This window comes from Amycolatopsis sp. NPDC052450, assembly GCF_044547565.1.
Lineage (GTDB): Bacteria > Actinomycetota > Actinomycetes > Mycobacteriales > Pseudonocardiaceae > Amycolatopsis.
This window is the reverse complement of the sequence record NZ_JBIUAQ010000006.1, coordinates 306,326-332,917: the sequence shown is the minus strand read 5'-3', so window position 1 is coordinate 332,917 and position 26,592 is coordinate 306,326. Positions and strand designations below refer to the sequence as shown.

Here is a 26,592-nt window from a genome sequence, read left to right as displayed (position 1 = left end):
TGTCAATACGAATTCCCGCCCCCCTGGGGGCTGCTTGGGTGCTTCGGCCCCCGCACCTCATGCCCCCCGGGCCAGGCGCGAGACGGGCGGCTATCGACACGGATTAACGGCGCGAACTTCCGACTCGGGACACTAGACGCAAGGAAGGGGTCCTTCACGTACTTGGGGACAGAGGCGCCGTGCTGGGCTCCCATGTTCCGTGAATGCCTCCTTGAGGGACTCTGGGTCTCTCAAGGAGGCCTTCACGGAACGCGATCGCCACTGGTCACGGCAGCCCCGCTAGCAGCAGCCGATGCGACCCGAAAGTTTTCGGCAACAGAACCAATCCGCGTCGCCTCCGGCGCCGAAGGCCTGTCATGACACCGCGATCAGGGGTTCATCCGCAGCAGCGGGAGACCCGAGGGCGTGCGGATCTCCAGTGCCTTGATGTCGCCGGTGCGCATCGCGGTGCCGACCACGATGTGCGCGGTGTCCTTGGGCATCGCGCGCCAGGACGCGAGTTCGCTGGTGCCGCCGTCGGCGCCGACGGCGACCAGGATGTAGTCGCCGGTGCGGTTGCCGCCGTAGCTGCACGTCATGTCGACCTTCGTGCCGGTGTCCGTGGCGGATATGGCGACCTCGGCGGTCACCGGGTAGTCGCCGAGCGGGGTCATCGGGTTCCCCGCCGTCGCGACCGGCCCGGTCAGGACGACCACGAGCGCGACGCCGGCGGCGACGGCCAGCCCGGCCGCGGTGGTGGTGATGGCCCGTTGGATCCGCCTTCCCCGGCGGACCCGTTTGAGCACGGTCGGCAGCAGTTCCGGGGAGGGTGCCGGTTCGTCTTCCAGCAGCGCGGGGGCGCCCGCCTGGGCGAGCAGGCCGGGGATACCGGCCAGATCGCGTACGGACGCGGCACATCGGTCACAGACGCGAAGGTGCTTCTCGTAGGCGAACCGGTCTTCCGGGGACAACGCCCCGAGCACGTAGGCCGCGTCGTAGGTGGCGAAGGGGTCGGTCATTGAGTCACCCCTCTTTCCTCCAATATCAGCCGCAGCGCCCGCAACGCGTAGTGCGTCCGCGACTTGATGGTCCCTTCGGCCACACCCAGCCGCTTCGCAGCGTCGGCGACGGAGTAACCCTGGAAATAACACAGGACGAGGACGTCCCGGTGTCTCGGCGAAAGCTCTCCGAGGGCTTCGGCGACCAGCCAGCCCTGGACGGCCCGTTCGGTGCCGTCCGTGACCGCCGTTTCGGGCGGTTGACCGGTCACCACCTCCGGATGCGCCTCGGCAGCGCGCCAGTCGTCGATGGCGATCCGCCTCGCGACGGTGAACAGCCAGCCGCGTGCCGATCCCTCCGTCTGGTCGAGCACCTTGGCGTTGCGCCAGGCCCGCAGCAACGTCTCCTGGACGACGTCCTCCGCGCGGACCCTGTCGCCGCTGGTGAGATGCAGTGCGTAGGACCAGAGCGCCGCCGCGTGCTCGTCGTGCAGAGCCCGCATGAGCCGGTCCTCCGCGAATTCCTTCACCGATCCGTGCTCTCGCGGTTGAGGAGCAGCGGGAGAGCGAAGACCACGCACGCCACTTCGGTGATCAGGCCCCAGAGCTCGGCCTGGGTGGTGAAGCGCTCGGAGACGCCGAAGAACCCTGTGGTCAGGGAGAGGACGTACGCGCCCAGCGTGGCCAGGCCGAAGCCGATCGCCGCGAGCGCCGGCAACCAGTGGTGCCACACCAGGACGGCGACCGCGATGACCACGCCCGCCACGACGTTCACCAGGAAGAGCGGGCCGACCACGGCCGTTTCCGACGCCCAGTCCTGCCATACGACGTAGTGCACCCATGCCGAGCCGAGCAGGCCCGCCGCCACGACCGCCCGTGACAACCACCGGATCATGTCCGTATCCCTTTTCCGCGTGTTCGGTTCCCCTATGCCTGTGAACACGGAAAATCGGGCCTCCCGGTTCAATTCCGCACCCGATGGGCGCCGAAATTGAACCGGATGGCCGCCTGGACCGTGTGTAGGGGCATGACTGCCGAACTCCACTCCCGCCGCACCGTCCTGACCACCGGGGCCGCCGTCGCAGGCGCGGCCGTCGGTGCCGTGGCCCTCACGGCCTGCGGAAGCGAAACCCCGCCGTCCGGCTCGGCCGCCGCACCGCCCGCCGCGGCACCGGGCGAAACCCTGACCGCGCTCTCCGACATCGAGGTCGGCAAGGCGAAGGCCGCCAAGACCGCCGACGGCAAGGACGTCATCGTCACCAGGACCGCCGAAGGCACGGCGGCCGCGTTCAGCGCGATCTGCACGCATCAGGGCTGCGCGGTCGTCCCCGAGGGCGCCGACCTCAAATGTCCCTGCCACAACTCGATCTTCGACGCCGCGACCGGCGCGGTCAAAAAGGGACCGGCGGACCAGCCGCTGCCCTCGATCGCGGTCAAGGTGATGAACGGCCAGGTCGTCACGGCCTGACGAGCACGAAAAGGGTCCCTTTAGGACGGAAATTCCGTCCTAAAGGGACCCTTTTCGATCCGATGTTTCAGCTGTCCCAGGTGAAGATCGCGTCGCCCGCCTCGACGTCGCCGCCGGTGAGCAGTCCGGAAAGGACTTCGGCCTTCGCGTCCAGCGCCACCACCGGCACGATCGGCGAGTAGCCCGCGGCCTTGACCGCCTCGGGGTCCCACTCGACGACCGGCTGCCCGGCGCGGACGGTCTCACCCTTGACGACGTGGAGGCTGAACCCCTCGCCCTTCTGCTTCACCGTGTCGATCCCGAGGTGGACCAGCACCCCGCGGCCGTCTTCGGTGGCCACCACGAAGGCGTGCGGGTGCAGGGTCACGACCGTCCCGTCCACCGGTGCGACCGCGTCCTGGCGCCCGCCCGAGGGCATGACCGCGAGACCGGGGCCGACCATCGCCTGCGCGAAGACCGGATCGGGCACTTCGGTCATAGCGGTCGTCTTACCGCTCACCGGGCTGAGAATTTCGAGACTCACAGCAGATCCTCGATGTCGCTGGCGATGTTGTCGGCCTCGGGGCCCACGATGACCTGGACACCGGCCCCCATGCGCACGACGCCCATCGCGCCGGCGGCCTTCAGCGCCGCTTCGTCGAGCAGGCTCATGTCTTCGAGCTCACAACGGAGCCGGGTGATGCACCCCTCGACCTCGATGACGTTCTCGGCACCGCCGAGCCCCGCGAGGATCTTTTCCGCCCTGTCATCCGCCATCGCGGTCTCCCTGTTCCCTGTCGGTTTCCCACATGCGAACCAGCTGTACTACGCCGTTCGCCGACTCGCACGTGATCCCTGGCCACGAACGCGTAACGGTGGTTGACACCCGCTCGTGCGACGGAGCATCCTGCCCCATCGGATCATTGGTCTAGACCGGAACGTACCAATCTTCCGGACCAGATGCGAGTACGGGTTCCCCCGACAGACCGGCCCGAAAGGACGGTGACCGTCATGAGCGCTTCGGCGCAGCTGCCGCCGTCCGACCGTGTGATCAACGGACCGACGCCCAAGCACGCCCAGCTGCGGGAGATTCTGCGCCGCACGGTGGAGCGTGAGCTACCCCCTGGCTCGCCTATTCCCTCGGAACGTGACCTCGCCGAGACATATCAGGTGTCGAGGCTCACCGTCCGCTCGGCGATCGGCAAGCTGGTCGAAGAAGGGCTCTTGTCGCGGGTGCGCGGCAAGGGGACGTTCACCGCCGCGAGGCGGATGGAACTGCAGCTCTACCTGATGTCCTTCACCGAGGACATGCGCCGTCGCGGGATGACCCCGACCACGGAGGTCGTCAAGACCTCCACCGAGGTCCCGCCCGCCCCCTCGGCGCACGCCCTCGGCCTGACCGCCGGGACTCCGGCACACCGCATCGTCCGGCTCCGCCGTGCCGACGGGGTGCCGCTGGCGGTCGAACGCGGCTGGTATCACGCCGGCCGGATGCCCGGTCTGCTCGACCTCGATCTCACCCGATCGTTGTACGTCCAACTCGCCCAGTCGTACGACCTGCGCCCGGACCACGCGTGGCAGACGGTCTGGGCCGAATCCGCGGACCGCGAAACGGCACGCCTGCTCGGCATGCGCGCCGGCAGTCCGCTTCTTGTCTTCCGCCGGGTCTCCAGCGTCAACGGGGAACCGATCGAAGACATGACTTCCTGGTACCGGGGCGATCACTACCAGGTCACCATGCAGCTGGACCGGAACACCCCGGATTCCGGTCACCATCCTCACTACGGAGGTACCCGATGAGCTCCACCACCGCGGAGGGGGCGAAGGGCAAGGGCAAGGGACTGGCCGGGCTTCAGCGCTTCGGCCGCAGCCTCATGCTCCCCATCGCCGCTCTGCCCGCCGCCGCGCTCCTGAACAGGTTCGGTCAACCAGACCTGCTCGGCAAGGACGGCCTCGGCTGGGACAAGGTCGCCGAAGTGCTCGGCGCGGCGGGCAACTCGCTGTTCAACTGGCTGCCGCTCCTGTTCGCGGTGGGTATCGCCGTCGGCTTCGCCCGCAAGAGCGACGGCGCGACCGCGCTGGCCGCCGTGGTCGGCTTCTTCGTGTTCACCAGCGTCCTCCAGGTGTTCACGCCGTTCTCCGAGCTGCCGGGCTGGAACCCCGAGAAGCCGGCCGGCCTGATGCTCAACCCGATGAAGTGGTCCTACAGCGTGCTGGCCGGTGTGATCGTCGGCCTGGTCACCGCCTTGCTGTGGCAGAAGTTCTACCGCATCAAGCTGCCGCCGTACCTGGCCTTCTTCGGCGGCCGCCGGTTCGTGCCGATCATCACCGCCCTGACGCTGATGCTCCTCGCGGTGCCCTTCGGCCTGGTCTTCCACTGGGTCAACGAAGGCATCCAGGCCGCGGGAGAGGCGGTCACCGGCGCACCGGTCGTCGGCGGCGGTATCTACGGTGTGCTGAACCGGTTGCTGATCCCGGTCGGTCTGCACCAGCTGCTGAACGTGCCGGTGTGGTTCATCTTCGACGGTGGTGACCTCACCAAGTTCTTCGAGGGCGACCCCACCCGCGGCGCCTTCATGACCGGGTTCTTCCCGATCTTCATGTTCGCCATCCCCGCCGCGGCGCTGGCGATCTGGCAGAGCGCGAAGCCCAGCCAGAAGAAGATCGTCGGCGGTGTGATGATCGCCGGCGCGCTGACCTCGTTCCTGACCGGTATCACCGAGCCGATCGAGTTCTCGTTCATGTTCGTCGCGTGGCCGCTGTACCTGATCCACGCGGTCCTGACCGGTACGTCGATGGCACTGGTGAACGCGCTCGACATCCACCTCGGCTTCGGCTTCTCCGCCGGGGCGATCGACTTCGCGCTCAACAGCGGTCTCCCGGCGGCGAGCGGCAACGTCTGGCTGCTCATCCCGATCGGTCTCGCCTACGCGGTGATCTACTACGTGATCTTCCGTTTCGTGATCAAGAAGTGGAACCTGCGGACCCCCGGCCGCGAGGACGACTCGATCGAGGCCGACCTCGAGGCCACCGCGGCGAAGCCCGCGAAGTAGTTTCAGCTCGACAGAACCAAAGGCACGAAAGGGAAAGAACATGCCGGAGAAACGCGTCACCGTGGCCAGCAAGGTGGGCCTGCACGCCAGGCCCGCGGCGACGGTCGCCAAGGCGGCCGCGGCGCAGCCCGTCGCGGTGTCCATCGCCAAGGCGGGCGGCGACCCGGTCGCGGCCGGCAGCGTGCTGAACCTGATGACCCTCGCCGCCGGCTACGGCGACGAGGTCATCATCAGTGCCGAAGGCGAGGGGGCCGAGGCGGCCGTCGACGCCATCGCCGAGCTGGTGGCGACCGACCTCGACGCCTGATCCCAGGATCCTGCGAAGCCCGGGCCGCCCCGATCGGCCCGGGCTTCGTAGGGTGTTGGCATGGACAGCGTGCGCGAGATCGAACAGTGGCCGGTGGACAACGCCGCCACGGCCGTGGTGACCGCCGCCGGTGACGTGCTGGGCACGCACGGCGACACGACGAAGGTGTACAAGCTGGCGTCGGTGACCAAACCGCTCACCGCCTACGCCGCGCTGATCGCCATCGAAGAGGGCGTCGTCGAACTCGACACCCCCGCCGGGCCGGAAGGCTCCACGATCCGGCATCTCCTCGCGCACACCTCGGGCCTGGCCTTCAACGAGCACAAGCCGATGGCCGCGCCGGGCAACCGGCGCCTGTATTCCAACGCCGGGTTCGAGCAGCTCGCCGACGCGCTCACCGAGCACTCCGGCATCCCCTTCGCCGATTACCAGGCGGAGGCGCTTTTCCAGCCGCTGGGCATGAAGGCGACCAAGCTGACCGGTTCCCCCGCCTCGGGCGCGGAGTCCACTGTGGATGACCTGGTCGCGTTCGCCGCCGAACTGCAGGCGCCGAAGCTCATCGCCGCCGAAACGGTGCGCGAGGCGACTTCCGTGGTCTTCCCCGGGCTTTCCGGTGTCCTGCCCGGCTTCGGCCACCAGAAGCCGAACGACTGGGGCCTCGGTTTCGAGATCCGCGACCACAAGAGTCCACATTGGACCGGCTCGTCGAGCTCGCCGCGGACCTTCGGCCACTTCGGGCAGTCCGGCACGTTCCTCTGGGTCGATCCCGACGCCGGCGCCGCCTGTGTCGCGCTCACCGACCGCGCCTTCGGCCCGTGGGCCGCCGAGGTGTGGCCGCCCTACACCGACGCCGTGCTGGCCGAGCTGAAGTCGTGAGCGGCGAGCACCTCTACGGTGTGCGTTCCCTCGAAGCCGACCCGCTGCTCATGTCGCGAAAGCCACTTTCGCGACCTCTGGCGTCCCGAAAGTGGCTTTCGCGACACCCTTGACAGCACGCCGTCACCGACGACGTGGCGTGGACGTGCCGCTGATCAACAACTGGTTCGTCAAGGTCCTCATGCCCGCGTTGCACTGGACCGCTCGGCACGGTCTGGTTCTTCGCTCTCGGGTGGCTCGCCCACAAGGCGCGGACGGGGCACACAACGGGCGATCGTGCCGGGGTTCGGTTTCCTGCTTGGCCGACCCGCTCTGAGAGCCGAGGCGCCGGTCGTGCCGGCGCTCAGCGTGGCGGCCGGCACGGCCGCCCCACACCGACGCCGTGCTGGCCGAGCTGGCGAAACTCACTCCATGACACGCAGCGGCGAACCCGCCTGGAAGGCCGCGATGTCCTCGACCGCGTCGCGGTAGAAGATCTCGTAGGCCTCCCGGGTGACGTAGCCGATGTGCGGGGTGAGCACGACGTTGTCCAGCGTCCGGAGCGGATGCTCCGACGGCAGCGGCTCGACGTCGTAGACATCCAGCGCGGCGACCGCGATCTCCTTGCGGCGCAACGCGTCCACCAGCGCGGCCTCGTCCACGATCGGGCCGCGCGAGGTGTTGACCAGCATCGCCGTCGGTTTCATCGCGGCGAGTTCGGGCGCGCCGACCAGCCCGCGGCTGCGGTCGCTGAGCACCAGATGGACCGACAGGACGTCCGCACGGGCGAACAGTTCCTCCTTCGGCACCGCCGTCACGCCGTGGGGATCGGCCTTCTCCTGGGTCAGGTTCTGGCTCCAGGCGATGGTCTCCATGCCGAACGCCTGGCCGATCTTGGCCGCGCCGGCGCCGAGCCTGCCGAGCCCGAGCAGCCCGAGGGTCTTACCGGAGAGGATCGTGCCGACGGTGGTCTGCCAGCCCCCTTCGCGCATGTTCGCGGACTCCACCGGCACGTTCCTGGCGGCGGCGAGGATCAGCGCCCAGGTGTGCTCGGCCGCCGGGGCCGCGATGTACCCGGTGGAGGAGACGACCACGCCGTTGCGCCGGGCGGCGGCCACGTCGATCGCGGCGTTGCGGTGGCCGGTGCTCACCAGCAGCTTCAGCGCGGGCAGCCGGTCGAGGACCTCGGCGGGGAAGCGGGTGCGCTCACGCATCGCGACCACGACGTCGAAGTCCCGGAGGCGGCCCACCACGTCGGCGGGATCCGCGAACGGCTTCGTGAACACCTCGATCTCGGCGCCGAGGGAACCCCAGTCTCCGAAGCCGAGCGCCACTTCCTGGTAGTCGTCGAGAATCGCGATCTTCATACCCGCAGGTTAGTTCAGCTCTTTCGAAGAACTCGAACGGCGCGGACTCTGGTTCGATGGCTTCGAGCTGTATCTCAGAACAGAGGAGCGGGATGGACGACGGCGAGATCTTGGCCTGGACCGAGACGGAACGGCTGAGCTTCGCGGATCTGCTGGAGGGTCTCGCCGAGCAAGACTGGTCGGTGACCACTCTGTGTACGGAATGGACGGTCCACGCGATGGCGGGCCATCTCGCGCAGACCACCAGGAACCGGCTCAAGGACACCCTGGTCGGCCTCGTGAAGGCCAAGGGGAACTGGGATCGGATGAACGTCGACCAGGCCGTCGCCTACGCCGCGCGGTTCACCCCGGCCGAACTCGTCGCCCGGATCCGCGAGGACGCCGGATCGGCGCGCCGCCCGCCCGGCGCCAAACCGGTCGACGAGCTCGCCGACGTCCTCATCCACGGCCAGGACGTCGCCCGCCCGCTCGGCATCGACCGGCCGATGCCGGAGAAGCCGTCGATCGCGGCCCTGGAACATCTGCTGGTCAGCCCGTTCTGGGGTGCCAAGAAGCGCTGCAAGGACCTCAAACTGATCGCCACCGACGCCGAATGGTCCGGCGGAGCGGGCACCGAAGAGGTTCGAGGCCCGCTTGCCGACCTGCTTCTGGCCGTGAGCGGCCGAAGCACCGGCCTCGCCACGCTCACCGGCCCAGGTGCCGCACGGCTCAGCTGAACGTCACCAGCGAGGGACGAACACGTCGACCCGGACCAGGTGGTGGTCCGAAGCGTCGTTCAGCCGGGCCAGCGGTGAGCCGGGCAGCGGCCAGAAGACCTCGGCACGCCAGGGGATCAGGCCCTTCGACGGCAGGACGTAGTCGATCCGCAGGTTCCCCGGGGCGTTGTCGTTGAAGTCGCCGGTGTCGAAGAACGGGTCGCCCTTCTGGCCGATGTTGGCGCCTGCCTGCTCCTGGGCGGCACGCACGCCGCCTTCGCTGCCCGGCCGGGTCTCGATGACGCGCGGCGCGTTCAGCAGGCGCGAGATCGCGCCTGGGACGCTGTCGCCGTCGAGCGGGTCGGAGTTGTAGTCGCCGGCGATCACGAACTTCTCGTGCGCGCCCAGCCCGCCGCGGCGGCCGTTGTCGTCGTGGATGTAGCGGCCCTTGCCCGGGGTCACGTAGTCCGCCCAGAAGCGGATCTCGTCGTTGTTGCGGGTGCCGTTGCGGTCTTCGGGGCCGTCGAAGGTGGGCGGCGTCGGGTGCGCGGTCAGGAAGTGGACGGTCGAGCGGCCGACGCGGACCGGAACGTCCCAATGGGACTTCGACGACAGGCGAAGCACGTCGAGCGCCTGCGGCGAGTACCAATCGCCCGGCGCCGGGGTGGCCGGGTCGTCCGGGAGCAGCGCGCCCGGCATGTCCTTCCAGAGGAACTTCTGGAACGTCCGCACGCCCTTGGTGTCGATCGGGTACTTGGACAGCACGAGCATGCCGTACTGGCCCTCGAAGAGGCCGAAGCCGTGCGCGTCGTTGCCGCCGCCGACCTGGCCGTTGCGGTCGAGGTCGAAGCCGGTCGCGACGCCGGTGTTCGACGGCGCCGTGAAGACGTACGGGTAGTCGATCGGCGCGGCACCGTTCTGACCGCGCTCGAGGTAGTTCTCGCGGAACAGATCGGCGGCGCGGTTGCCCGGCACGTAGTCGAATTCGTTGATCAGCAGCACGTCCGGCCGGTTGCGCTGGATCACCTCGGCGACCTCGCCCGCCTGGGCGTTGCCCGGCTGCGACAGGTCGGTCACGAGCTGACCGGCGGCACCACGGTTGAGCGAAGCGTTGTACGTCGCGAAGCGGACGTTGTGCCCGACGGTGGCTTCCGCCGGTGTGGCGGCCAGCAGCGTCCCGGCCAGCAAGGCGCCCGAGGTGAGCACGGCGGCGATGCGTTTCACGGTCTTGAACTCCCCGTTTTGAGGGCGACAGTCGGTGCGACCTTACGCACTCGACGCGGCCGTACGGGTGAGCTTCAGGTGAACAGCAGCTCTTGAACGCGTTCAAAATCTGGGTTACGGTACTTCTTGAACGCGTTCAAAAGGAGGTCCCCATGCAACCCGTAGTCGTGGCCTACGCCCTCTACCTGGCCATCACCGTCCCGTTGACCGTGCTGGTCGCCCGCACGCTGAGCAGGCACGGCAAGACGTTCCTGGAAGACGTCTTCCAGGACAAACAAGCGCTGGCGCATTCGGTCAACCAACTGCTCGTCGTCGGGTTCTACCTGGTCAGCCTCGGTTTCGTGACCCTGTTCCTGACCAGCGACGACATCGTCCTCGACGCGCGCGACGTCTTCGAGATGCTGTCGGTCAAGGTCGGCACCGTGGCGCTCGTGCTCGGCGTGATGCACGTCGGGAACGTGCTGGTGTTCAACGGCATCCGGCGCAAGCACCTCAACCACACGGCCGCGCGGCCCGTGCCGCCGCCGCCCTACCCCGGCTACCCGGCGCCCGCTCCGCACCCCGCGCCCTGACCGGATAACGTGCAGTCGTGGCGAAGAGTGAGGAAACCAGGTCACTGATCGTGGCGACCGCGTTACGGTTGTTCGCCGAGAACGGCTACGACCGCACGACCATGCGGGCCATCGCCGCCGAAGCGGGCGTGTCGGTCGGGAGCGCCTACTACTACTTCGCCTCGAAAGACCAGCTGATCCAAGGCTTCTACGACGAGATCGCCAGGGTCCACCTGACGACGGCGCGGGAGGCGATCGAAGGTGAGCGGGACTTCAGCGCGCGGCTCAAGACCGTCCTGCTCACCTGGCTCGACGTCGCCGAGCCGTACCACCGCTTCGGCACCCAGTTCTTCGTCAACGCCGCCGACCCGGACTCGCCGCTGAGCCCGTTCAGCGAGGAGTCTTCGCCCGCGCGGGACGCCTCGATCGGCCTGATGCGCGACGTCATCGCCGACTCCGACGTGAAACTCGACCCGGACCTGCGCGACGACCTGCCCGACCTGCTGTGGCTGTACCAGATGGGTGTCGTGCTGTTCTGGGTCCACGACCGCTCCCCCGGCCAGAAACGCAGCCGGGTGCTGGTGGAACGGACGGTCCCGTTGATCGCGCGGCTGGTGGGGCTTTCGCGGCTGCGGGTGCTGAGGCCGGTCAGCCGGGAGATCGTTTCGCTGATCCGGGACCTTTCGACGCGGGACGATTCCGCTCCCCCGCGCGTTTAGTCACCTACTTGCGAGGTTCGCGTGCCGCAAGTAGGTGACTAATCGCGGGCTCGGGAGGGCTACCGGATGGTCCGGAAGTACAGGAACCGCGGCTGGGTCCGCAGCTTCGCGTACCACCGCGGATCCGATTCGGCGATCGCCTCGTCCGGCATCGGCTCGACCAGCCTGTCGACCGCGAACCCGGCGTCCCGCACGGCACCGAACGTCCAGCTCAGCGGCCGCCGGTAGAACCGGACCTTCTGACCGGCCGGGAACTCGTCCTCCAGCAGTTCGAGCTGGAAGTAGTTCTGCTTCTCGAACCAGCGCCAGTCCTCGCCGGGATGATGCACCGAGAACACCAGCAGCCCGCCCGGTTTGAGCACCCGCCGGAACTCCGCCAGCGCCGGCGCCCACTCCTTCAGGTAATGCAGCACCAACGACGCCGTGATGACGTCGATCGAGCCGTCGTCCAGAAAGGACATCGGCCGCGAGACGTCGGCCGTCTCGAACCTCGCGACGTCCCCGAACTTCTCCCTGGCGACGGCGACCATGCCCGCGCTGGCGTCGACGCCGAGGACGTCCGCGCCCTTCGCGGCGAGCAGCGCGCTGAGGTGACCCGCCGCGCTGCCGACGTCCAGCACCCGTTTGCCCGCCACGTCCCCGGCCAGCGCGACGATGGCGGGACGGTCGTAATGGGCGTTGGTGCTGCTGGTTTCGGCGTGCGCCGCGTAGAGACGCGCGAAGCCGTCGTACTGGGCGGCGCGCGCCCGTTCGATGATCTCGTCGATCACCGCGGTTTTGGCGTCGGCGTACTGCTGGATGTATTTCCAGGTGCGCGACGCCAGTTCCCGCTTCCTGGTCTCGTAGAGCTTCCGCTCGTCCTCGTGCGCGATCAGGCGGTCGCGGAAGAGGTGGTAACGCTCGGCCTGGCCGTTGTCCGGCGAGTAGACGTGGAGGTTGATGTTGGTGTCCGGGCCTTTGAAGCAGCGGTGCTTCTCCCAGTCCGGCTCGCGGATGACGAGCTTGTAGCCCTCGGCCTCCAACTGCGGCACGTAGGCGTCTTCGTCGTCCGAGTCGGCGACGATCAGCATGATGTCGATGATCGGTTTCGCGCAGAGTCCCGGCACCGACGTGGACCCGACGTGCTCCAGTACCAGCGCGCGTTCCCCCAGGATCCCCCTGATGCGCTTGGCTTCCCGGTCGAACAGGGCGGGCCACTCCGGGTCGTATTCGGCCAGCGTGACGGTGGAATTCAGCACCGGAGCCTGATCGACCCACGAGTCGTTGATGTCTTCTTCGGTGTAATTGTCTCGATCGGGTTTAGGCATCGACCCCTTGTTCCTTCCTCAGCACTCATCGCGAGTCTGCGCGCGACCGCGATCACGTCGCCAGGGCGCGAGTAGGAATCAGACGTCCCGTCCCCCATCAAGAGCGCCCTGCCGCCGAGATAGCGGGGCCTTTCGGCCAGGAGCGCGCGCGGTTGGGTCACTTGGTTGCCGCGACGCCCCTCTCGAGGCAGTCGGCCAGATTATCGAACCCCGGCGGTCTTGTCAGCTGATCGGCAAAGAAAGGATCCCGCCGGTCGCTTCCCGAAGAGCGTCGCGCATCGCCGCACGCGGCGCCGGCTGCCCGGTGAAGTACTCGGACTGCCCGAAAGCCTGGTGCAGCAACATGTCCAGTCCGGTCGCGAGCCGCCCGCCCTGTTCGGCGACGGCTTCGGCGAGCGCGGTCGGCCAGGGGTGGTAGATGACGTCGAGGACGCAGCCGATCCCGGCCAGCTCCGCCAGATGCGGGCGGACCGCGTCCGGGGGCACGGTGTTCACCAGTACCGCCGAGTCGGCCGCGAGCTTCCCGAAGTCGGCGTCGGCCCAGCGGAGGACTTCGGCGTCGAGCCCCGCACGCTGCGCCGCCTCGACCGTTTCCGTGGCCCGTGCGGGCTCCCGCACGACGAGCCGCACCGTCCGCACACCGAGCGATGCGAGCCCGACGACGGCCGCGGCGGCCGTGCCGCCAGCACCGAGGACGACGGCGGCATCGTTCTCGCCGGGCGAGTACTCCCCCGCGATCCGCAGCGCCTCGGTGACCCCGTCGACGTCGGTGCAGTCCGCCAGCCAGCCGGTTTCCCGGCGCACCAGCGTGTTCGCCGCGCCGACGGCAGCCGCCCGCGGCGTGACCTCGTCGGCGAACTCCAGTGCGGCCCGTTTCCCCGGCATGGTCACCGAAAGCCCGGTCCACTCCGGGCCGAGACCGTCGACGAACGCGGGCAGCCCGGGTCCGTCCATCTCGACCCGCTCGTAGGTCCAGCCGTCCAGGCCCAGCGCCCGGAAGGCGGCGCCGTGCAGCACGGGAGAGAGCGAGTGTTCGACCGGTTTCCCGAGGATCGCGGCCTTGCGCTCAGTAGACACCGCGCCTCTGTGCGTCCAGCTTGGCCTTGTTGTGCTCGTCGTTCGTCACCGAGAAGCACGAGAGCCCGTTCTTCTCGCACTTGACGAAGAAGATCCAGTCGCCCGCGACCGGCTTGAGCGCGGCCTGGATCGCTTCCGCGCTGGGCACCGCGATCGGTGTCGGGGTCAGGCCGACGGACTTGTAGGTGTTGTACGCGCCCGCTTTTTCCCGTTCCTCGGGTTTCGTGAGCAGGGTCGGCCGGTCGAGGACGTAGTTGACCGTCGAGTCCATCTCGAGCCGCATCTTCTCGTCGAGCCGGTTGTAGATGACCCGCGAGATCTTCCCGAAGTCGGCCTTCACCGCCTCGCGTTCGATGATCGACGCGATGACGAGCGTCTCGTACGGCGTCTTGCCCTCACCCTTGGACTGGTCGCTCAGCCCGGCGTCGAGGATGCGCTTCGCCGAGGTCTTCACGACGTCGGTGAGCAGTTCCTCGGCCGTCCAGCCGGGTTTGACGTTGAAGATGCCCGGGGCGATCAGCCCTTCGAGCCGCCGGTCCTTGTGCTCCGCCTTCGTGGCGGAGTCGATGGCCCAGGACGGGACGCCCAGTTTCGCCAGATCCGCGGTCTCGATCGTCTTCCGCAGTTCCTCGACCGGGACGCAGGTGCTCTTGCCGTTCAGGTCGGCGCAGGAAGCCTTGGACAGCAACGAATACACGCCCGGGGTCACCTTGCCGTCGGGCTGGGTGATGTCGTGGAACTGGGTGTACGGCCGGATTTCGACCTGGCCGACCTTCGACGCGGGGGCGATCATCTTGTCGACCGCGCTGGCACCGGACATCTTTGTCTTCATGACGTAGTAGCCCTGCTGGAGCCGCGAGACGGCGGTGTTGTCCTCGCCCGCCTTCACGAACGCCTTGCCGCTGGCGACCACCCCGGCCGCCTGCAACCGGTTGCCGATCGCGGAGGTCGAGTCGCCCTTCTCCACCTGGACGAGGACGTCGCTCTCGCCGGTGCCTTCGTAGTCGTCGTAACCGAAGATCTCGGTGAAGCCGTAGTAGGCGCCACCGGCGAGCAGGACGAGCACGGTCAACGCGGCGATCCAGCCCACCGCGCGTTTCTTCTTGCGCTTCTTGGGCGGCGGTCCCTGACGTTCCGGGCGCTCGTCCTCGATGCGTTCCGGCTCGGCACGGTCGTCGTCTTCGAAGTCTTCGTAATCCTCGTAGTCGTCGTACTCGTCATAGTCGTCGTACTCGTCTTCGCCGAAGATCTCGTTGTATTCCTCTTCGCTGCCTTGAGGCGGCGAAGAGGGTGCAGCGCCGGGGCGCCGGGCGATCGGCGCGTCCTGGATCGCGGGGAGGATGTCGGTCGGCCGCTCGTCCGGGAGCGGACCGTCGTCTTCGCGGCGCCTGCGGCGGCCGGGGCGGGGCGGCTCGTCCTGGGCGTAGGCGGGCATGCCAAGACTCCGGTCACCCGGCTGGGGGGACCGCCGCGGCGGTGCGGGAGGCGGCGGAGGAGCCGCGGGTTCCGGGGCCCGCCTCGGCGGGGCCGGACGTTGCGCCACCGGCGGTGGCTCTTCGGCCGCACGCCGGACGCGCGGCGGTGGCTCTTCGGGAGACCGGCGGGCACGCGGCGGTTCCTCCGCCGGACGCCGCAAGGGTGGCGCCTCGGGCGGTTCCTGCCGGCTGTGCCGTCGTCCCGTCGGCTGGGGTTCGGGCCTTCGACGGGGCGGGGCCGGCGGCTGGATGGCCTCCTCAGGCTCCCGCAATCGCCGCCTGCCGCCCTGACGGCGCTCGGGCCGGCCGTGGGGCTCGGTCATGTATCGCCCTTCCGTGCGCGATGTGCCGCTACCGCGTCGATCCACGCCTGCAGGATCTCGACCGCGGCCGCCTGATCGACGACGGCACGTTGCTTACGTCCCTTCACCCCACGCTGCGACAGCATCCTGGATGCCGTCACCGTGGTCAACCGCTCGTCGGCCAGTCGCACCGGCACCGGGGCGACCCTGGCGGCGACCTTTTCGGCGTAGTCGAGCGCCGCTTCGGCCGCCGGGCCGTGCCGATCCTTGAGCGTCCTCGGAAGGCCCACGACGACTTCGACGATGTCGTGTTCCGTGACGAGTCCGACGAGCTGGTCGACGTCCTTGTCGCCCGCCGCGTCGCGAGTGAGGGTAACGAGCGGGCTCGCGAGGATGGGTTCGGGATCGCTGAGCGCGACCCCGACCCGGACGGATCCGACATCCACCCCGAGCCGCCTGCCGCGCCCCGGATCGGACTCCCCTGGCCGATCCGGGCGCCGCTGAAGGGCGTCGTCAGCCAACTTGGGCGACCGCCGCGCGCAGTGAGGCGATGGCCTGTTCGGCCCCGGCCGGGTTGGTACCCCCGCCTTGGGCCATATCCGGCTTGCCGCCGCCGCGGCCGCCGATCGCCTCGGCGAACGACGGGACGAGCTTGCCCGCCGCGATCCCCTTCTCCTGCGCCGCCTTGGTGGTGGCGACGACGAAGGCGACCTTCTCGCCCTGCGGGGCGAACAGCGCGACGATGCCGGGACGGTTGCCGAGCCTGCCGCGGATGTCGGAGGCCAGCGCGCGCAGACCGTTCGAGTCGACGCCTTCGCCGAGCTTCTCCGCCACGACCGCGACGCCGCCGATGTCCTCGGCCTTGTCGGCGAGCGAGCCCGCCGAACCGAGCACCTGCTGGGTGCGCAGCTGCTCGATCTCCTTCTCGGCGTTCTTGAGCCGCGTGAGCACGTCGTCGATGCGCGACGGCAGCTGCTCCGACGGCACCTTGAAGGTGCTCGCGAGCTGCGAGACGAGCAGCTGCTCCTTGCGGACGTACTTGAGCGCGTCCGTGCCGACCAGCGCCTCGACGCGGTGCACGCCGGAACCGATGGACGAGTCGCCGACCAGTTTCACCAGGCCGAGCTGGCCGATGCGGTCGACGTGGGTGCCACCGCAGAGTTCGCGGGAGTACTCGCCCATGTCGACGACGCGGACGTCGTTGCCGTACTTCTCGCCGAACAGCGCGACCGCGCCCAGTTCGAGGGCCTTGTCCTTCGTGGTGACGAAGGTGTTCACCTCGACATTGGTCTGGAGGTAGTCGTTGACCTCCTCCTCGACCTCGGTCAGCACGTCGGCCGAGACACCGCCGGAGGTGGTGAAGTCGAAGCGCATCCGGCCCGGCGAGTTCAGCGAACCGGCCTGCGCCGCGCGCTTGCCGTACGCGCCGCGCACGGCCGCGTGGACCAGGTGCGTGGCGGAGTGCGACCGCTCGATCGACAGGCGGCGGTGCTGGTCGACCGAACCGGTCAGCGCGGTGCCGATGCCGACCTCGCCGTCGAGCACCTCGACACGGTGCACGAACAGGCCCGGCACGATCTTCTGCACGTCGTGGACCTTGAGCTCGACGCCGTCGCCGAGCAGGACGCCGGTGTCGGCGACCTGGCCGCCGCTCTCGGCGTAGAACGGCGTGCGGTCCAGGACCAGCTCCGCCTTCTTGCCCGTGCCGACGCTGCGCACCGGCACGCCGTCTTCGAGCAGCGCGACGACCTTCGCTTCGGCCTGCAGGTCGGTGTAGCCGAGGAATTGGGTCTCGCCGTGCTGTTCGAGCACCTTGCGGTACTCGGACAGGTCACCGTGACCGGTCTTGCGCGACGCCGCGTCGGCCTTCGCGCGCTGCCGCTGCTCGTTCATGAGCGTGCGGAAGCCCTCTTCGTCGACGGTCAGGCCCTGCTCGGACGCCATCTCCAGGGTCAGGTCGATCGGGAAGCCGTAGGTGTCGTGCAGCTGGAACGCCTTGTCGCCGGCCAGCAGCGAACCGCCGGAACGCTTGGTCTCCCGAGCTGCCATATCGAAGATGCGCGAACCGCTGGTGAGCGTGGAGAGGAACGCCTCCTCCTCGACACGTACGACGTCCTCGATGCGGTCGAAACCGGAGACCAGCTCGGGGTACGTCGGGCCCATCGTGTCGCGGACGACCGCCGCGAAGGCGGGCAGCACCGGCTCGTGCACGCCGAGCAGGCGCGCGGAACGGATGATGCGGCGCAGCAGGCGGCGCAGCACGTAACCACGGCCGTCGTTGCCGGGGGTGACGCCGTCGCCGATGAGCAGGACGCCGGTGCGGGCGTGGTCGGCGATGACGCGGAAGCGGACGTCGTCGGTGTGGTCCGAGCCGTAGCGACGGCCGGAGAACTCCTCGGCACGGCCGATCACCGGGCGGACGAGGTCGGTCTCGTAGACGTTCTCGACCCCCTGCAGGATCGTCGCGACCCGCTCGACACCCATGCCGGTGTCGATGTTCTTCTTCGGCAGCTCACCGATCGGCTTGTGGCCGTGCTTCGGGCTCTTGTCGCCCCGCACGTCCTGCATGAAGACGAGGTTCCAGATCTCGATGTAGCGGTCCTCGTCGGCGACCGGGCCGCCCTCGCGGCCGTAGTCCGGGCCGCGGTCGTAGTAGATCTCCGAGCAGGGGCCGCCGGGGCCGGGCACGCCCATGTCCCAGTAGTTGTCCTTGCCGTCACGGGACTGGATGCGCTCGCCGGGCAGGCCGGTGAGCTTCTTCCACAGGCCCGCCGCTTCGGCGTCGTCCTCGTAGACCGTCGCCCAGATGCGTGCCGGGTCGAGTCCGTAGCCGCCTTCGCTCTGCGGCTTGGTGATCAGCTCCCAGGCCGCCTCGATGGCGCCTTCCTTGAAGTAGTCGCCGAAGGAGAAGTTCCCGGCCATCTGGAAGAACGTGTTGTGCCGGGTGGTCTTGCCGACCTCGTCGATGTCCGGCGTGCGGACGCATTTCTGGACGCTGGTCGCGCGCGGGTACGGCGGCGGGACCTCGCCGAGGAAGTACGGCTTGAACTGGACCATGCCGGCGTTGACGAACAGCAGGTTCGGGTCGTCGAGGATCAGGGGCGCGCTGGGGACGCGCGTATGTCCCTTGTTCTCGAAATGGCTCAGAAAACGCTGGGTGATTTCGTGTGTTTCCACGGGATCGTCCTTGTATACGGGCTCGCGCGAAAGCGCTGGGAATGCGGACAGGCGGGAACGGCGGAGGGCTGGGGCTCTTCCGGTCGCGGACGCGACCCGATCAGCCCTCCGCCCGGCGAGCTCGCCGGGCCGGGCGCCGCGGCGACGCCGCGTGCCTGCCCGCAGGGCCGTCGGCGGCCGTGCTCGAACCGGTGCGTTCGGACACCATGTCGTGCAGCTCCTGTTCCCGTTCGCTCATCCCGGCGCGGACCTCCGCGCCGAACGAACCGACGGCGCCCGCGAGTTCCCGCACGGCGTCGCCCAGGTTCGAGGCTAACCCCGCCGGCGTGGCCTGGCGAGCGGTTTCGGTCGCTTTGCGTGACAGGGCGACGCCGGCGACCACGCCGACGCCGAGCCAGAACAGGCGCTTCATTTGCGGCCCCGCTTCTTCGCCGGGCGGGCCGCCTTCGCTTCCGCTTTCTTGCGGCGGGCCTTGATGGCCTTGCTGAGGCCGTAGGACAAGGCGGCCGTCTTCACCAGCGGTCCGCCGAGCGTCGCGGTGAACACCGACGACAGCGCGGACACGTTGCCGCTGACGGCCTGCGCGTTCGCGGTGATGCCGTCGACCCGCTCCAGCTGCGTGTTGACGTGCGTGATCGTCTCGTTCGCGCCGATCAGCAGCGGGTCGGCGTTCTCGTGCGCCTTGCGGATGGCGATCGTGGCCTCGTCCAGGGTCCGGCCGAGCTTGAACAGCACGATCGCCAGCAGCACGACGAGTACGACGAATGCTCCTGCGGCGATCAGCGCGGCGATCTGCCCTGCCGACACGGGCCCTCCTCAAGGGTCTGCGGTCTTTGGTGCCCGTGAGGTTACCGCCCCGCCAGCCGTTCGGCGGTGTCACCCCGCCGGACGGTCACTCAGTGCAGTGACCTCACGACGAACCGGGGAGAACCGGACGTCAGCGCCCGCTCTTGGGCGGCGTGGTCCTCGCGTGCCCGGGCGGGCCGGGCGGGCGGCCGTTGCGGCGGTCGCTGTCGTGCGGCGAAGCGGAGGAAGGGGCCCGTGTGGCCGGCGGGCCGGGCGCGGTCGTGGTCCGGACCGGAGCAGGCCTGGCGCTCGTGGGCGAGGTTTCGAGAACCGGCTCGGGCGCTCCACGGGAGTCCGGAGGCGAAGGCGTTCGAGGCCCGTCCGTCGTGGTCGTGGGTGGCGGTGTCGTGGACGGCGGTGTCGTAGGTGGCGTTGCCGTGGGCGGCTGGGACGGCACCTGTGGGCCGGGTACCGGCCTGGGGCCCAGCGCGGTGGGCAGGTCCGGCACGCCGGAGAGCGCGACGAAGAGAAGGGCTCCGTAACCGGCGGCGGCGACGGCACTGATCGCGATCCGGCGGACGAGGACGCCGCGACGGCCACCGTGCTCGGCGGACACCGGCTTCGCGAGGTCTCCCCCACCGCCGTTTTCGTCGTGATGCTCGGGAATCACGGCCATCCAGGGATCGTACGGGCGGACCACTCCGGCCGGCGACGCCGAGTCGACCGGTTCGGTTCTTGTGACGTTCATGTTACTGGGTCAAGGTTCCGGCATGCCTGAACTGTCACGCCGTACGTTGCTGGGCGCCACCGGCGCCGCGGCCGCCACCACCCTGCTCCCGCCGTCCGTGCACGCCGCCATGGCCGAACCGATGCGGCGCGGCGGACTCGACGCCATCGAGCACGTGATCGTGCTGATGCAGGAGAACCGGTCGTTCGACCACTACTACGGCAGCCTGCGCGGCGTCCGGGGCTTCTCCGACGCCCACCCGCTCGAACTGCCGTCGGGGAAATCGGTGTTCGAGCAGCCGAATCCCGCCGGCGGGACGGTGCTGCCCTTTTCGGTGCGCGAGGCGGCCGAACTCGCCGGGCGGAACGCGGACGACATCCAGTACCTCGGCGACCTCGACCACAGCTGGAACGGCAGCGGCAAGGCGTGGGCGCGCGGCTGGAACAACGGCTGGATCGCGGCGAAGACGCCCGCCACCATGACCTACTACGAGCGCCGTGACATCGCGCTGCAGTACGAACTCGCGGACACGTTCACCCTCTGCGACGCCTACCACTGCTCGATCTTCGGCTCGACCAACCCGAACCGGAACTTCCTCTGGACCGGGACCACGGGTTTCGAACCGGGCAGCACGACCAATCGCGCGGTGACGAACGCGGCGTACTCCTACGACCACAAGGGCTACGACTGGACGACGTACCCGGAGCGCCTCGAGGCCGCCGGGGTGCCGTGGCAGATCTACCAGGAGTGGGACAACTTCACCGACAACGCCGTCGAGTACTTCTTGCCGTTCAAGAAGGTCGGCACGAAGATCCTCGCTTCGGTCGAGGAGAAGTTCCGCACCACCGAGGAGTTCTACGACGCGCTGCCGAAGAAGACCCCCGAAGAGCGCGCGAAACTGCTGGCGCAGTTCGACGCCGGAGTCGCGAAGCTGACGCCCGCCGAGCGGAACCTGTTCAAGAAGGCCATGTACCGCAGCGAGCCGGAAACGCTGGTCACCCGGCTGAAGGCGGACATCCAGGCGCGGCGGCTGCCCGCGGTCAGCTGGCTGGTGCCGTCCGCGAAGGACTCCGAGCACCCCGGCGCGTCCACCCCCGTCGGCAGCGCGAACCTGATCTACCGCGTGCTCGACGCGCTGGCGTCCGACCGCGAGACATGGTCCAAAACGGTGCTGCTGATCAACTTCGACGAGAACGACGGCTATTTCGACCACGTCCCGCCGCCGATGCCGCCAGGGAACGCGGCCGACGACGCGGACCATTTCAACGGCCAGCCGCTCGGCTTCGGGCCGCGCGTGCCGATGACGGTCGTCTCGCCGTGGTCGATCGGCGGCAACGTCGACTCCACCGTGTACGACCACACCTCGGTGCTGCGGTTCCTCGAGCGCTGGACCGGGATCGGCGAGCCGAACATCAGCAACTGGCGGCGGACCGTCGCGGGCGACCTCACCGGCGCCTTCGACTTCTCGCGCGCCGGGCGGCAACCTCGGGTGAACCGGCCCGGTCCCGTTCCCGCGCCGATCAGCCGCTGGCGCCCGTCCGCCCCGGCGGAGCAGAGCCTGCCCGTGGCCGAACCCGGCAACCGGCCGTCCCGCCCGCTGCCGTACCAGGTGTCGGTGTCCGGCGCGGTGGACAAGTCGGGGAATCTGGCGCTTTCGCTGGCCAACAGCGGCTCCTCGTCGGCGCATTTCGCGCTGTACCCGTACCGGGGCGAATTCGCCGAGCCCGCGCACCGCGACGTCCGCGGCGAGGCGCCGGAACTCGTTCGGCTGGCCGGTGACGAGTACCGCGTGGTCGTCCAGGGGCCGAACCGGGCGTGGTGGGAACTGCGCGGGAACCGTCGCGGGGCCGCCGCGGGCGTCGATGTCCGGACGCGCTTCCTGACGTGGCGTTCGGGTGTCGAGTTCAAGCTGTCCAACTCGGGCGCTTCGGCGCTGACGCTGCGGCTTTCGTCCTCGCGGCTCACGCGCGTCGTGCGGGTCGGGGCCGGGCGTTCGGTCACGGTGGACTGGCCGGTTTCGGGTGGCTGGTACGACGTGAAGGTCACCGCGGACGGGGATCCGTCGTTCCTGCGGACGCTGACCGCGCGGGTGGAGAACGGGCGGACCGGCGTCTCCTGCTGATCGTTCCGTGAAGGCCTCCTTGAGGGACTCTGGGTCCCTCAAGGAGGCCTTCACGGACTTGTGCTTGATCACTGCCGGCGCCGCCGCCAGTACGCGAAGCAGACTGCCGCCAGCAGCGGTCCCCAGAGCAGGAGCGGGGCGTAGGTGAGTTCGAAGAAGGCGAGTTGCCAGCCGTGCAGTGACTCCGTGGGGAAGTCGTCCGGCAGGGGATCGCCTTGGAGGGTGAGCCCGGCCAGCGACGTGGCGTAGGCGGTCGTCCACAGGATGGTCAGGATCGTGGCGCCGAGAGCGGCGGGCACGACGGCGGCGAGGGGCGGTACTTTGCGGCCGCCCAGCAGCGGAATCCAGCGCGGGAGGACCTCCCCCCACTCGGCGATCAGCCCGACGGCGGTGAAGGCGATCAGCTCGGAGACGACGGACAACGCGATGACGTACACCGGCCCCGGCAACCACGACGGGAGCTGGCCCGCGCCGTGCACGGCGTCATCGCCGATGTGGAAGACGACGGTCATGATCCGCCACAGGCCGGAGGGGAGCACGACGAAAGGGATGGCGTAGGCGGCGACCTTGGCCCACCGGGGAACTCCGGGCACCGGGGCGTGTGCTCTGGTCCACGCGGCGCGCGGTCGCCCGGTCGCGGTGGCTTGGTGGACGGTCATACGTGCTCCTCGGGTTCCGCTCGCTTGATCGGTTTCAACGATCACAGCCGCGCCGGGTCCGCTGCGTCCCCCGCCGGATGGAAGCGGGTCCACTCCATGGGGGAACGCGCCTTATTCGGTTGCGTGCGGGTCGCCGTCGTTTCTAGCGTCGCTTATGACCGTCACCTTGCACACGCTCTGTTTCGCCGCGCACGACCCGCGACTCCTGGCGCGCTTCTGGGCGGGCCTCCTCGGCTGGGAGAACGAGGGCGACACCCTGGTCCCGAACGACGACACCGGTTTCCGGCTCCGCTTCCTGCCGTCGGAAGAACCGAAGACCCGCCAGAACCAGATGCATTTCGACCTGACGAGCGAATCGCTGGAAGACCAGCGGCGGACGGTCGCGAAGGCGCTCGAACTCGGCGGCAGGCATCTCGACATCGGCCAGCTTCCGGACGAAGAGCACGTGGTACTCGCCGACCCCGAGGGCAACGAGTTCTGCGTCATCGAGCCGGGCAACGACTTCCTCGCCGAATGCGGTTTCGTCGGCGCGGTGGCGAGCGACGGATCGCAGAAGGTCGGCTATTTCTGGAGTAAGGCGCTCGGCTGGCCGCTGGTCTGGGACCAGGACCAGGAGACCGCGATCCGGTCACCGCACGGCGGCCCGAAGATCACTTGGGGCGGCCCGCCGTTCACCCCGAAAACCGGGCGGAACCGGCTCCATTTCGTGGTGCGCGGCCCTGTTTCGGAAGTCGAGCGGCTCGTGGCGCTCGGCGCGACCCGGCTCGGCACCGGCGAGCGCGGTCAGGTGGCGATGACGGATCCGGACGGGAACGAGTTTTCCTTCATGGTGCGGGAAACGGCGGCATAGCACGCACCGGATGTGGTCGAGGGTATGGCCACCCACGCAAAGCCGGACCTGACGAACCACAGGTACGCTCCGCCGTACGGCACAGGATGGAAATTGGTCTACACCTATTGACGCGCGCCAGGTCAGCGGCTCAAGCTGCTGTGACCGAGGGCCATCTTCCACTGTCGGAGGTTCGGCGTGCCAAGGAGAATCAGGAAACTACTCCCCCTGCTGGCGTCGCTCATCACGCTGGCCGGACTCATGATCGTCGTCATCACCCCGTCCACGTCGAGTGCGGCAGGTCACGAGGACTGTCGTCCCGACGGGCTGTACCGGACACCCGGCGTCGACACCCCCTACTGCACCGCCTACGACACCGCGGGCCGCGAATCCCTGGGAGAAGGGCATTCCCGCCGCGTGATCGGCTACTTCACCAGCTGGCGCACCGGAAAGAACGGCGCACCGGCCTATCTGGTCAACAACATCCCGTGGTCGAAGGTCACCCACCTCAACTACGCGTTCGCCCACGTCGACGCGCAGAACAAGGTGTCGGTCGGCGCGCCGAGCGCGACCAACGAGTCCATCGGCATGGAATGGCCGGGCGTCCCGGGCGCCGAGATGGACCCGTCGTTGCCCTACAAGGGACATTTCAACCTGCTGACCAAGTACAAGAAGCAGAACCCCAACGTGAAGTCGCTGATCTCGATCGGCGGCTGGGCCGAGACCGGCGGCTTCCTCAATCCCGACGGCACCCGTAACGCCTCGGGCGGCTTCTACAAGATGACGCAGACTCAGGCGGGTATCGACGTCTTCGCGGATTCCGTCGTGGAGTTCCTGCGCGCCTACGGTTTCAACGGCGCGGACATCGACTACGAGTACGCGACGTCGGCGAGCTACGCCGGAAACCCGGACGACTACTGGATCGCGCAGTCCAACCGCGGCACCCTCTGGGCGGGCTACGAGAACCTGATGCGCACGCTGCGCGAGAAGCTCGACAGGGCGGGCGCCGCCGACGGCAGGCACTATCTGCTGACGGCCGCCGTGCCCGCGTCCGGCTGGCTGCTGCGCGGCCAGGAGGTCTACGGCGTCACGCGGTATCTCGACTACGCCAACATGATGAGCTACGACCTGCACGGCGCGTGGAACCAGTTCGTCGGGCCGAACGCGGCGCTCTACGACGCCGGCAACGACGCGGAACTCGCGCACTGGCAGGTGTACACGACACCGCAGTACGACGGGCAGGGTTATCTCAACACCGACTGGGCCTATCACTACTTCCGAGGCGCCATGCAAGCCGGCCGGATCAACATCGGCGTCGGCTTCTACACCCGAGGCTGGCAAGGTGTGTCCGGCGGGACGAACGGACTGTGGGGCAAGGCGCCACTACCGGACCAGAAACAGTGTCCACCGGGCACCGGATCCCAAGTCGGTTCGACGGTGCCGTGCGGTAACGGCGCGATCGGCATCGACAACCTCTGGCACGATCTGGGCCTGGCCGGCGGCGAGGTCCCCGCTGGCGCGAACCCCATGTGGCACGCGAAGAACCTCGAAAACGAAATCACCCCGGACTACCTGGAGGCGTACGGCCTGACCCCGAAGACCGACCCGACGGACCGCGTCTCCGGCAGCTACAACAGGCACTACGACAACACGATGGTGACACCGTGGCTGTGGAACAACGACAAGAAGGTGTTCCTGTCCACTGAGGACGAAGCCTCGCTCGCCACGAAGGCCAAGTACGTGGCCGACAAGGGCATCGGCGGCATCATGATCTGGGAACTGGCCGGCGACTACGCCTTCGACGAAGCCAAGGGCCAGTACTTCATGGGTGACACGCTGATCACGAAGATCAACGACGGCCTGCGCGGCGCCGCCCCGTACGGCAACACCAAGTCGTCGCGTCCCGCGCCGTCGTCGGTGCTGAACGCGAACGTCAACCTGACCGGATTCGCGCTGGGCGACGCGAACTACCCGATCACCCCGCGGATGCGCGTCACGAACAATTCGACCACCACCATCCCCGGCGGGACGAAGATCGAGTTCGACTACGGCACCAGTGCGCCCGGCAGCATGTCCGACCAGTCCGGGTTCGGCCTGACGGTCACGAGCAAGGGCCACAGCGGGCCCAACGTCGGCGGGATGAAGGGAGACTTCCAGCACGTCGCGGTGACCGTGCCGACCTGGCAGAACATCGCGCCGGGCGCGACGGTCGAGATCCGGCTGAACTACTACATGCCGATCGCGTCGCCGTCGAACTTCACGTTCACCTTCGGCGGGACGACGTACGCGATCGCGTCGGATCACCCGCGTGGCGGCGGTGCCCCGCCGACATCCACCACACCCACCACGACCACCGGCACGACGACCACCACCACGACCAGTCCGACGACGACGCGGACGACCACCACCACCCCGACGACGACCACCCCGACGACGACCACCACGGCGCCGTCCGACGCGTGGAAGCCGAACACCGACTACGCCACCGGTGCTCGCGTGACCCACAACGGCGCGGCATACGTATGCCGTCAGGGCCACCGGTCCCTGCCCGGCTGGGAGCCGCCGAACGTGCCTGCCCTCTGGACCCCCGCCTGACAGAGCCCGGCAGCGCGCCAGGAACGGTCCTTTCCTTGCGAATTTCGCAAGGAAAGGACCGTTCATGGCGTCCGCAACTTCCGCGAAGACCGACGCGATCGGCCTTCTGTGAAGGCCTCCCTGAGGGACTCTGGGTCCCTCAAGGAGGCCTTCATGGCTCGGAGGTGTCCACGGGACGCTGCACGAAGGCGAAATGCCCGCTTTGAGTACTTTGTGCGGCTTCACGCCGGGGTCGTGAGTGGCAATGAGGGCTAGAGCGAACCGTGTTCTAGGTACCTACGGCAGGTGGGTCGGGATCGCAGGTCCGTGAGGGCCTCCTTCCCTACTCTGAGGGTAGGGAA

Annotated in this window: 26 protein-coding genes and 1 pseudogene; 11 read left to right on the top strand and 16 right to left on the bottom strand. The window is 68.6% G+C overall.

The window, feature by feature from the left end:
- Window positions 1–368: 368 nt before the first annotated feature.
- Genes ACIHAO_RS13985 through ACIHAO_RS13975 form a run of 3 tightly spaced genes read right to left on the bottom strand, consistent with a single transcriptional unit; the run spans window position 369 to window position 1,872 of the window.
- Complete coding sequence (locus ACIHAO_RS13985; RefSeq protein WP_396557687.1) at window positions 369–998, bottom strand: anti-sigma factor family protein; 630 nt, start codon at window positions 996–998, stop codon at window positions 369–371.
- Window positions 995–1,507, bottom strand: coding sequence for a sigma-70 family RNA polymerase sigma factor (locus ACIHAO_RS13980; RefSeq protein WP_073846967.1), 513 nt, complete (start codon window positions 1,505–1,507; stop codon window positions 995–997). The genes ACIHAO_RS13985 and ACIHAO_RS13980 overlap by 4 nt, the downstream gene beginning before the upstream one ends.
- The gene (locus tag ACIHAO_RS13975) at window positions 1,504–1,872 is read right to left on the bottom strand and encodes a hypothetical protein (RefSeq protein WP_396557685.1); all 369 of its coding nucleotides are present in this window, start codon (window positions 1,870–1,872) and stop codon (window positions 1,504–1,506) included. Before ACIHAO_RS13975 ends, ACIHAO_RS13980 begins: the two co-directional genes overlap by 4 nt.
- A 132-nt stretch (window positions 1,873–2,004) precedes the next feature.
- Between ACIHAO_RS13975 and ACIHAO_RS13970 the strand changes: the two genes are divergently transcribed.
- On the top strand, window positions 2,005–2,445 hold the full coding sequence (locus tag ACIHAO_RS13970) for a ubiquinol-cytochrome c reductase iron-sulfur subunit (protein WP_125798609.1): 441 nt from the start codon (window positions 2,005–2,007) through the stop codon (window positions 2,443–2,445).
- Window positions 2,446–2,512: 67 nt separating this feature from the next.
- Here the strand turns inward: ACIHAO_RS13970 and ACIHAO_RS13965 are convergent, their stop codons facing one another.
- Both ACIHAO_RS13965 and ACIHAO_RS13960 read right to left on the bottom strand, forming a co-directional pair.
- Window positions 2,513–2,968, bottom strand: coding sequence for a PTS glucose transporter subunit IIA (locus ACIHAO_RS13965; RefSeq protein WP_396557683.1), 456 nt, complete (start codon window positions 2,966–2,968; stop codon window positions 2,513–2,515).
- Window positions 2,965–3,210: pseudogene (locus tag ACIHAO_RS13960) on the bottom strand (glucose PTS transporter subunit EIIB); the annotation flags it as partial. The gene ACIHAO_RS13965 and the pseudogene ACIHAO_RS13960, both read right to left, overlap by 4 nt.
- Window positions 3,211–3,435: 225 nt before the next feature.
- On the opposite strand from ACIHAO_RS13960, the gene ACIHAO_RS13955 reads away from it, so the two are divergent.
- From ACIHAO_RS13955 to ACIHAO_RS13940, 4 genes are read left to right on the top strand one after another with little or no spacing between them, the layout of a single operon-like run.
- Window positions 3,436–4,224: a GntR family transcriptional regulator gene (locus tag ACIHAO_RS13955; protein ID WP_396557681.1), complete on the top strand. Its 789-nt coding sequence runs from the start codon at window positions 3,436–3,438 to the stop codon at window positions 4,222–4,224.
- Entirely contained in the window at window positions 4,221–5,477 is a 1,257-nt protein-coding gene (locus ACIHAO_RS13950; RefSeq protein ID WP_396557679.1) for a PTS transporter subunit EIIC, read from the top strand. Before ACIHAO_RS13955 ends, ACIHAO_RS13950 begins: the two co-directional genes overlap by 4 nt.
- A 40-nt stretch (window positions 5,478–5,517) precedes the next feature.
- Window positions 5,518–5,784 carry an HPr family phosphocarrier protein gene (locus ACIHAO_RS13945; protein ID WP_076163675.1) on the top strand — a complete coding sequence of 89 codons (267 nt, stop codon included), beginning with the start codon at window positions 5,518–5,520 and terminating at the stop codon, window positions 5,782–5,784.
- A 60-nt stretch (window positions 5,785–5,844) separates the two neighbouring features.
- Window positions 5,845–6,660, top strand: a complete 816-nt coding sequence (locus ACIHAO_RS13940) for a serine hydrolase domain-containing protein (RefSeq protein WP_396557677.1) — start codon at window positions 5,845–5,847, stop codon at window positions 6,658–6,660.
- A 404-nt stretch (window positions 6,661–7,064) separates the two neighbouring features.
- Here ACIHAO_RS13940 and ACIHAO_RS13935 read toward each other — a convergent pair whose 3' ends face one another.
- Window positions 7,065–8,006 carry a D-2-hydroxyacid dehydrogenase family protein gene (locus ACIHAO_RS13935; RefSeq protein WP_396557675.1) on the bottom strand — a complete coding sequence of 314 codons (942 nt, stop codon included), beginning with the start codon at window positions 8,004–8,006 and terminating at the stop codon, window positions 7,065–7,067.
- 92 nt (window positions 8,007–8,098) lie between these two features.
- On the opposite strand from ACIHAO_RS13935, the gene ACIHAO_RS13930 reads away from it, so the two are divergent.
- The gene (locus tag ACIHAO_RS13930) at window positions 8,099–8,722 is read left to right on the top strand and encodes a maleylpyruvate isomerase family mycothiol-dependent enzyme (protein WP_396557673.1); all 624 of its coding nucleotides are present in this window, start codon (window positions 8,099–8,101) and stop codon (window positions 8,720–8,722) included.
- 3 nt (window positions 8,723–8,725) lie between these two features.
- On the opposite strand, the gene ACIHAO_RS13925 is transcribed toward ACIHAO_RS13930, so the two are convergent.
- The gene (locus tag ACIHAO_RS13925) at window positions 8,726–9,925 is read right to left on the bottom strand and encodes an endonuclease/exonuclease/phosphatase family protein (protein WP_396557671.1); all 1,200 of its coding nucleotides are present in this window, start codon (window positions 9,923–9,925) and stop codon (window positions 8,726–8,728) included.
- A gap of 152 nt (window positions 9,926–10,077) precedes the next feature.
- Here ACIHAO_RS13925 and ACIHAO_RS13920 point away from each other — a divergent pair, with 152 nt between their 5' ends.
- Together ACIHAO_RS13920 and ACIHAO_RS13915 are read left to right on the top strand one after the other, a co-directional pair.
- Window positions 10,078–10,497 carry a hypothetical protein gene (locus tag ACIHAO_RS13920; RefSeq protein WP_396557669.1) on the top strand — a complete coding sequence of 140 codons (420 nt, stop codon included), beginning with the start codon at window positions 10,078–10,080 and terminating at the stop codon, window positions 10,495–10,497.
- Between the two features lie 17 nt (window positions 10,498–10,514).
- Window positions 10,515–11,195: a TetR/AcrR family transcriptional regulator gene (locus tag ACIHAO_RS13915; RefSeq protein WP_396557667.1), complete on the top strand. Its 681-nt coding sequence runs from the start codon at window positions 10,515–10,517 to the stop codon at window positions 11,193–11,195.
- Between the two features lie 59 nt (window positions 11,196–11,254).
- Here the strand turns inward: ACIHAO_RS13915 and ACIHAO_RS13910 are convergent, their stop codons facing one another.
- The 8 genes from ACIHAO_RS13910 to ACIHAO_RS13875 form a co-directional block, all read right to left on the bottom strand.
- Complete coding sequence (locus ACIHAO_RS13910; protein ID WP_396557665.1) at window positions 11,255–12,502, bottom strand: GrpB family protein; 1,248 nt, start codon at window positions 12,500–12,502, stop codon at window positions 11,255–11,257.
- Window positions 12,503–12,724: 222 nt separating this feature from the next.
- Window positions 12,725–13,555 carry a shikimate dehydrogenase gene (locus tag ACIHAO_RS13905; RefSeq protein ID WP_396557710.1) on the bottom strand — a complete coding sequence of 277 codons (831 nt, stop codon included), beginning with the start codon at window positions 13,553–13,555 and terminating at the stop codon, window positions 12,725–12,727.
- A gap of 13 nt (window positions 13,556–13,568) precedes the next feature.
- The gene (gene mltG, locus ACIHAO_RS13900) at window positions 13,569–15,014 is read right to left on the bottom strand and encodes an endolytic transglycosylase MltG (RefSeq protein ID WP_396557663.1); all 1,446 of its coding nucleotides are present in this window, start codon (window positions 15,012–15,014) and stop codon (window positions 13,569–13,571) included.
- A 359-nt stretch (window positions 15,015–15,373) separates the two neighbouring features.
- Window positions 15,374–15,877, bottom strand: coding sequence for a Holliday junction resolvase RuvX (gene ruvX, locus ACIHAO_RS13895; RefSeq protein ID WP_396557661.1), 504 nt, complete (start codon window positions 15,875–15,877; stop codon window positions 15,374–15,376).
- The gene (gene alaS / locus ACIHAO_RS13890; protein WP_396557659.1) at window positions 15,870–18,533 is read right to left on the bottom strand and encodes an alanine--tRNA ligase; all 2,664 of its coding nucleotides are present in this window, start codon (window positions 18,531–18,533) and stop codon (window positions 15,870–15,872) included. Before alaS ends, ruvX begins: the two co-directional genes overlap by 8 nt.
- A 100-nt stretch (window positions 18,534–18,633) precedes the next feature.
- A complete protein-coding gene (locus ACIHAO_RS13885; RefSeq protein ID WP_396557657.1) occupies window positions 18,634–18,945 on the bottom strand; it encodes a hypothetical protein in 312 nt (103 codons plus the stop codon).
- Window positions 18,942–19,340, bottom strand: coding sequence for a DUF948 domain-containing protein (locus ACIHAO_RS13880; protein ID WP_396557655.1), 399 nt, complete (start codon window positions 19,338–19,340; stop codon window positions 18,942–18,944). The genes ACIHAO_RS13885 and ACIHAO_RS13880 overlap by 4 nt, the downstream gene beginning before the upstream one ends.
- 130 nt (window positions 19,341–19,470) lie before the next feature.
- Window positions 19,471–19,995, bottom strand: a complete 525-nt coding sequence (locus ACIHAO_RS13875) for a hypothetical protein (protein ID WP_396557653.1) — start codon at window positions 19,993–19,995, stop codon at window positions 19,471–19,473.
- Between the two features lie 94 nt (window positions 19,996–20,089).
- On the opposite strand from ACIHAO_RS13875, the gene ACIHAO_RS13870 reads away from it, so the two are divergent.
- A complete protein-coding gene (locus ACIHAO_RS13870) occupies window positions 20,090–22,168 on the top strand; it encodes a phosphocholine-specific phospholipase C (RefSeq protein ID WP_396557651.1) in 2,079 nt (692 codons plus the stop codon).
- Window positions 22,169–22,236: 68 nt separating this feature from the next.
- Here the strand turns inward: ACIHAO_RS13870 and ACIHAO_RS13865 are convergent, their stop codons facing one another.
- Window positions 22,237–22,827 carry a hypothetical protein gene (locus ACIHAO_RS13865; protein ID WP_396557649.1) on the bottom strand — a complete coding sequence of 197 codons (591 nt, stop codon included), beginning with the start codon at window positions 22,825–22,827 and terminating at the stop codon, window positions 22,237–22,239.
- A 154-nt stretch (window positions 22,828–22,981) separates the two neighbouring features.
- Here ACIHAO_RS13865 and ACIHAO_RS13860 point away from each other — a divergent pair, with 154 nt between their 5' ends.
- On the top strand, window positions 22,982–23,677 hold the full coding sequence (locus tag ACIHAO_RS13860; protein WP_396557647.1) for a VOC family protein: 696 nt from the start codon (window positions 22,982–22,984) through the stop codon (window positions 23,675–23,677).
- Window positions 23,678–23,854: 177 nt separating this feature from the next.
- Complete coding sequence (locus tag ACIHAO_RS13855) at window positions 23,855–26,251, top strand: chitinase C-terminal domain-containing protein (protein ID WP_396557645.1); 2,397 nt, start codon at window positions 23,855–23,857, stop codon at window positions 26,249–26,251.
- Window positions 26,252–26,592 lie beyond the last annotated feature (341 nt).

What these genes read in the sequence shown, in the direction of transcription:
- ACIHAO_RS13985 (WP_396557687.1), bottom strand. Translation starts at nt 998, where the DNA reads ATGACCGACCCCTTCGCCACCTACGACGCGGCCTACGTGCTCGGGGCG.
- ACIHAO_RS13975 (WP_396557685.1), bottom strand. Translation starts at nt 1,872, where the DNA reads ATGATCCGGTGGTTGTCACGGGCGGTCGTGGCGGCGGGCCTGCTCGGC.
- ACIHAO_RS13970 (WP_125798609.1), top strand. Translation starts at nt 2,005, where the DNA reads ATGACTGCCGAACTCCACTCCCGCCGCACCGTCCTGACCACCGGGGCC.
- ACIHAO_RS13955 (WP_396557681.1), top strand. Translation starts at nt 3,436, where the DNA reads ATGAGCGCTTCGGCGCAGCTGCCGCCGTCCGACCGTGTGATCAACGGA.
- ACIHAO_RS13950 (WP_396557679.1), top strand. Translation starts at nt 4,221, where the DNA reads ATGAGCTCCACCACCGCGGAGGGGGCGAAGGGCAAGGGCAAGGGACTG.
- ACIHAO_RS13945 (WP_076163675.1), top strand. Translation starts at nt 5,518, where the DNA reads ATGCCGGAGAAACGCGTCACCGTGGCCAGCAAGGTGGGCCTGCACGCC.
- ACIHAO_RS13940 (WP_396557677.1), top strand. Translation starts at nt 5,845, where the DNA reads ATGGACAGCGTGCGCGAGATCGAACAGTGGCCGGTGGACAACGCCGCC.
- ACIHAO_RS13935 (WP_396557675.1), bottom strand. Translation starts at nt 8,006, where the DNA reads ATGAAGATCGCGATTCTCGACGACTACCAGGAAGTGGCGCTCGGCTTC.
- ACIHAO_RS13930 (WP_396557673.1), top strand. Translation starts at nt 8,099, where the DNA reads ATGGACGACGGCGAGATCTTGGCCTGGACCGAGACGGAACGGCTGAGC.
- ACIHAO_RS13920 (WP_396557669.1), top strand. Translation starts at nt 10,078, where the DNA reads ATGCAACCCGTAGTCGTGGCCTACGCCCTCTACCTGGCCATCACCGTC.
- ACIHAO_RS13910 (WP_396557665.1), bottom strand. Translation starts at nt 12,502, where the DNA reads ATGCCTAAACCCGATCGAGACAATTACACCGAAGAAGACATCAACGAC.
- mltG (WP_396557663.1), bottom strand. Translation starts at nt 15,014, where the DNA reads ATGCCCGCCTACGCCCAGGACGAGCCGCCCCGCCCCGGCCGCCGCAGG.
- ACIHAO_RS13885 (WP_396557657.1), bottom strand. Translation starts at nt 18,945, where the DNA reads ATGAAGCGCCTGTTCTGGCTCGGCGTCGGCGTGGTCGCCGGCGTCGCC.
- ACIHAO_RS13875 (WP_396557653.1), bottom strand. Translation starts at nt 19,995, where the DNA reads ATGGCCGTGATTCCCGAGCATCACGACGAAAACGGCGGTGGGGGAGAC.
- ACIHAO_RS13870 (WP_396557651.1), top strand. Translation starts at nt 20,090, where the DNA reads ATGCCTGAACTGTCACGCCGTACGTTGCTGGGCGCCACCGGCGCCGCG.
- ACIHAO_RS13865 (WP_396557649.1), bottom strand. Translation starts at nt 22,827, where the DNA reads ATGACCGTCCACCAAGCCACCGCGACCGGGCGACCGCGCGCCGCGTGG.
- ACIHAO_RS13860 (WP_396557647.1), top strand. Translation starts at nt 22,982, where the DNA reads ATGACCGTCACCTTGCACACGCTCTGTTTCGCCGCGCACGACCCGCGA.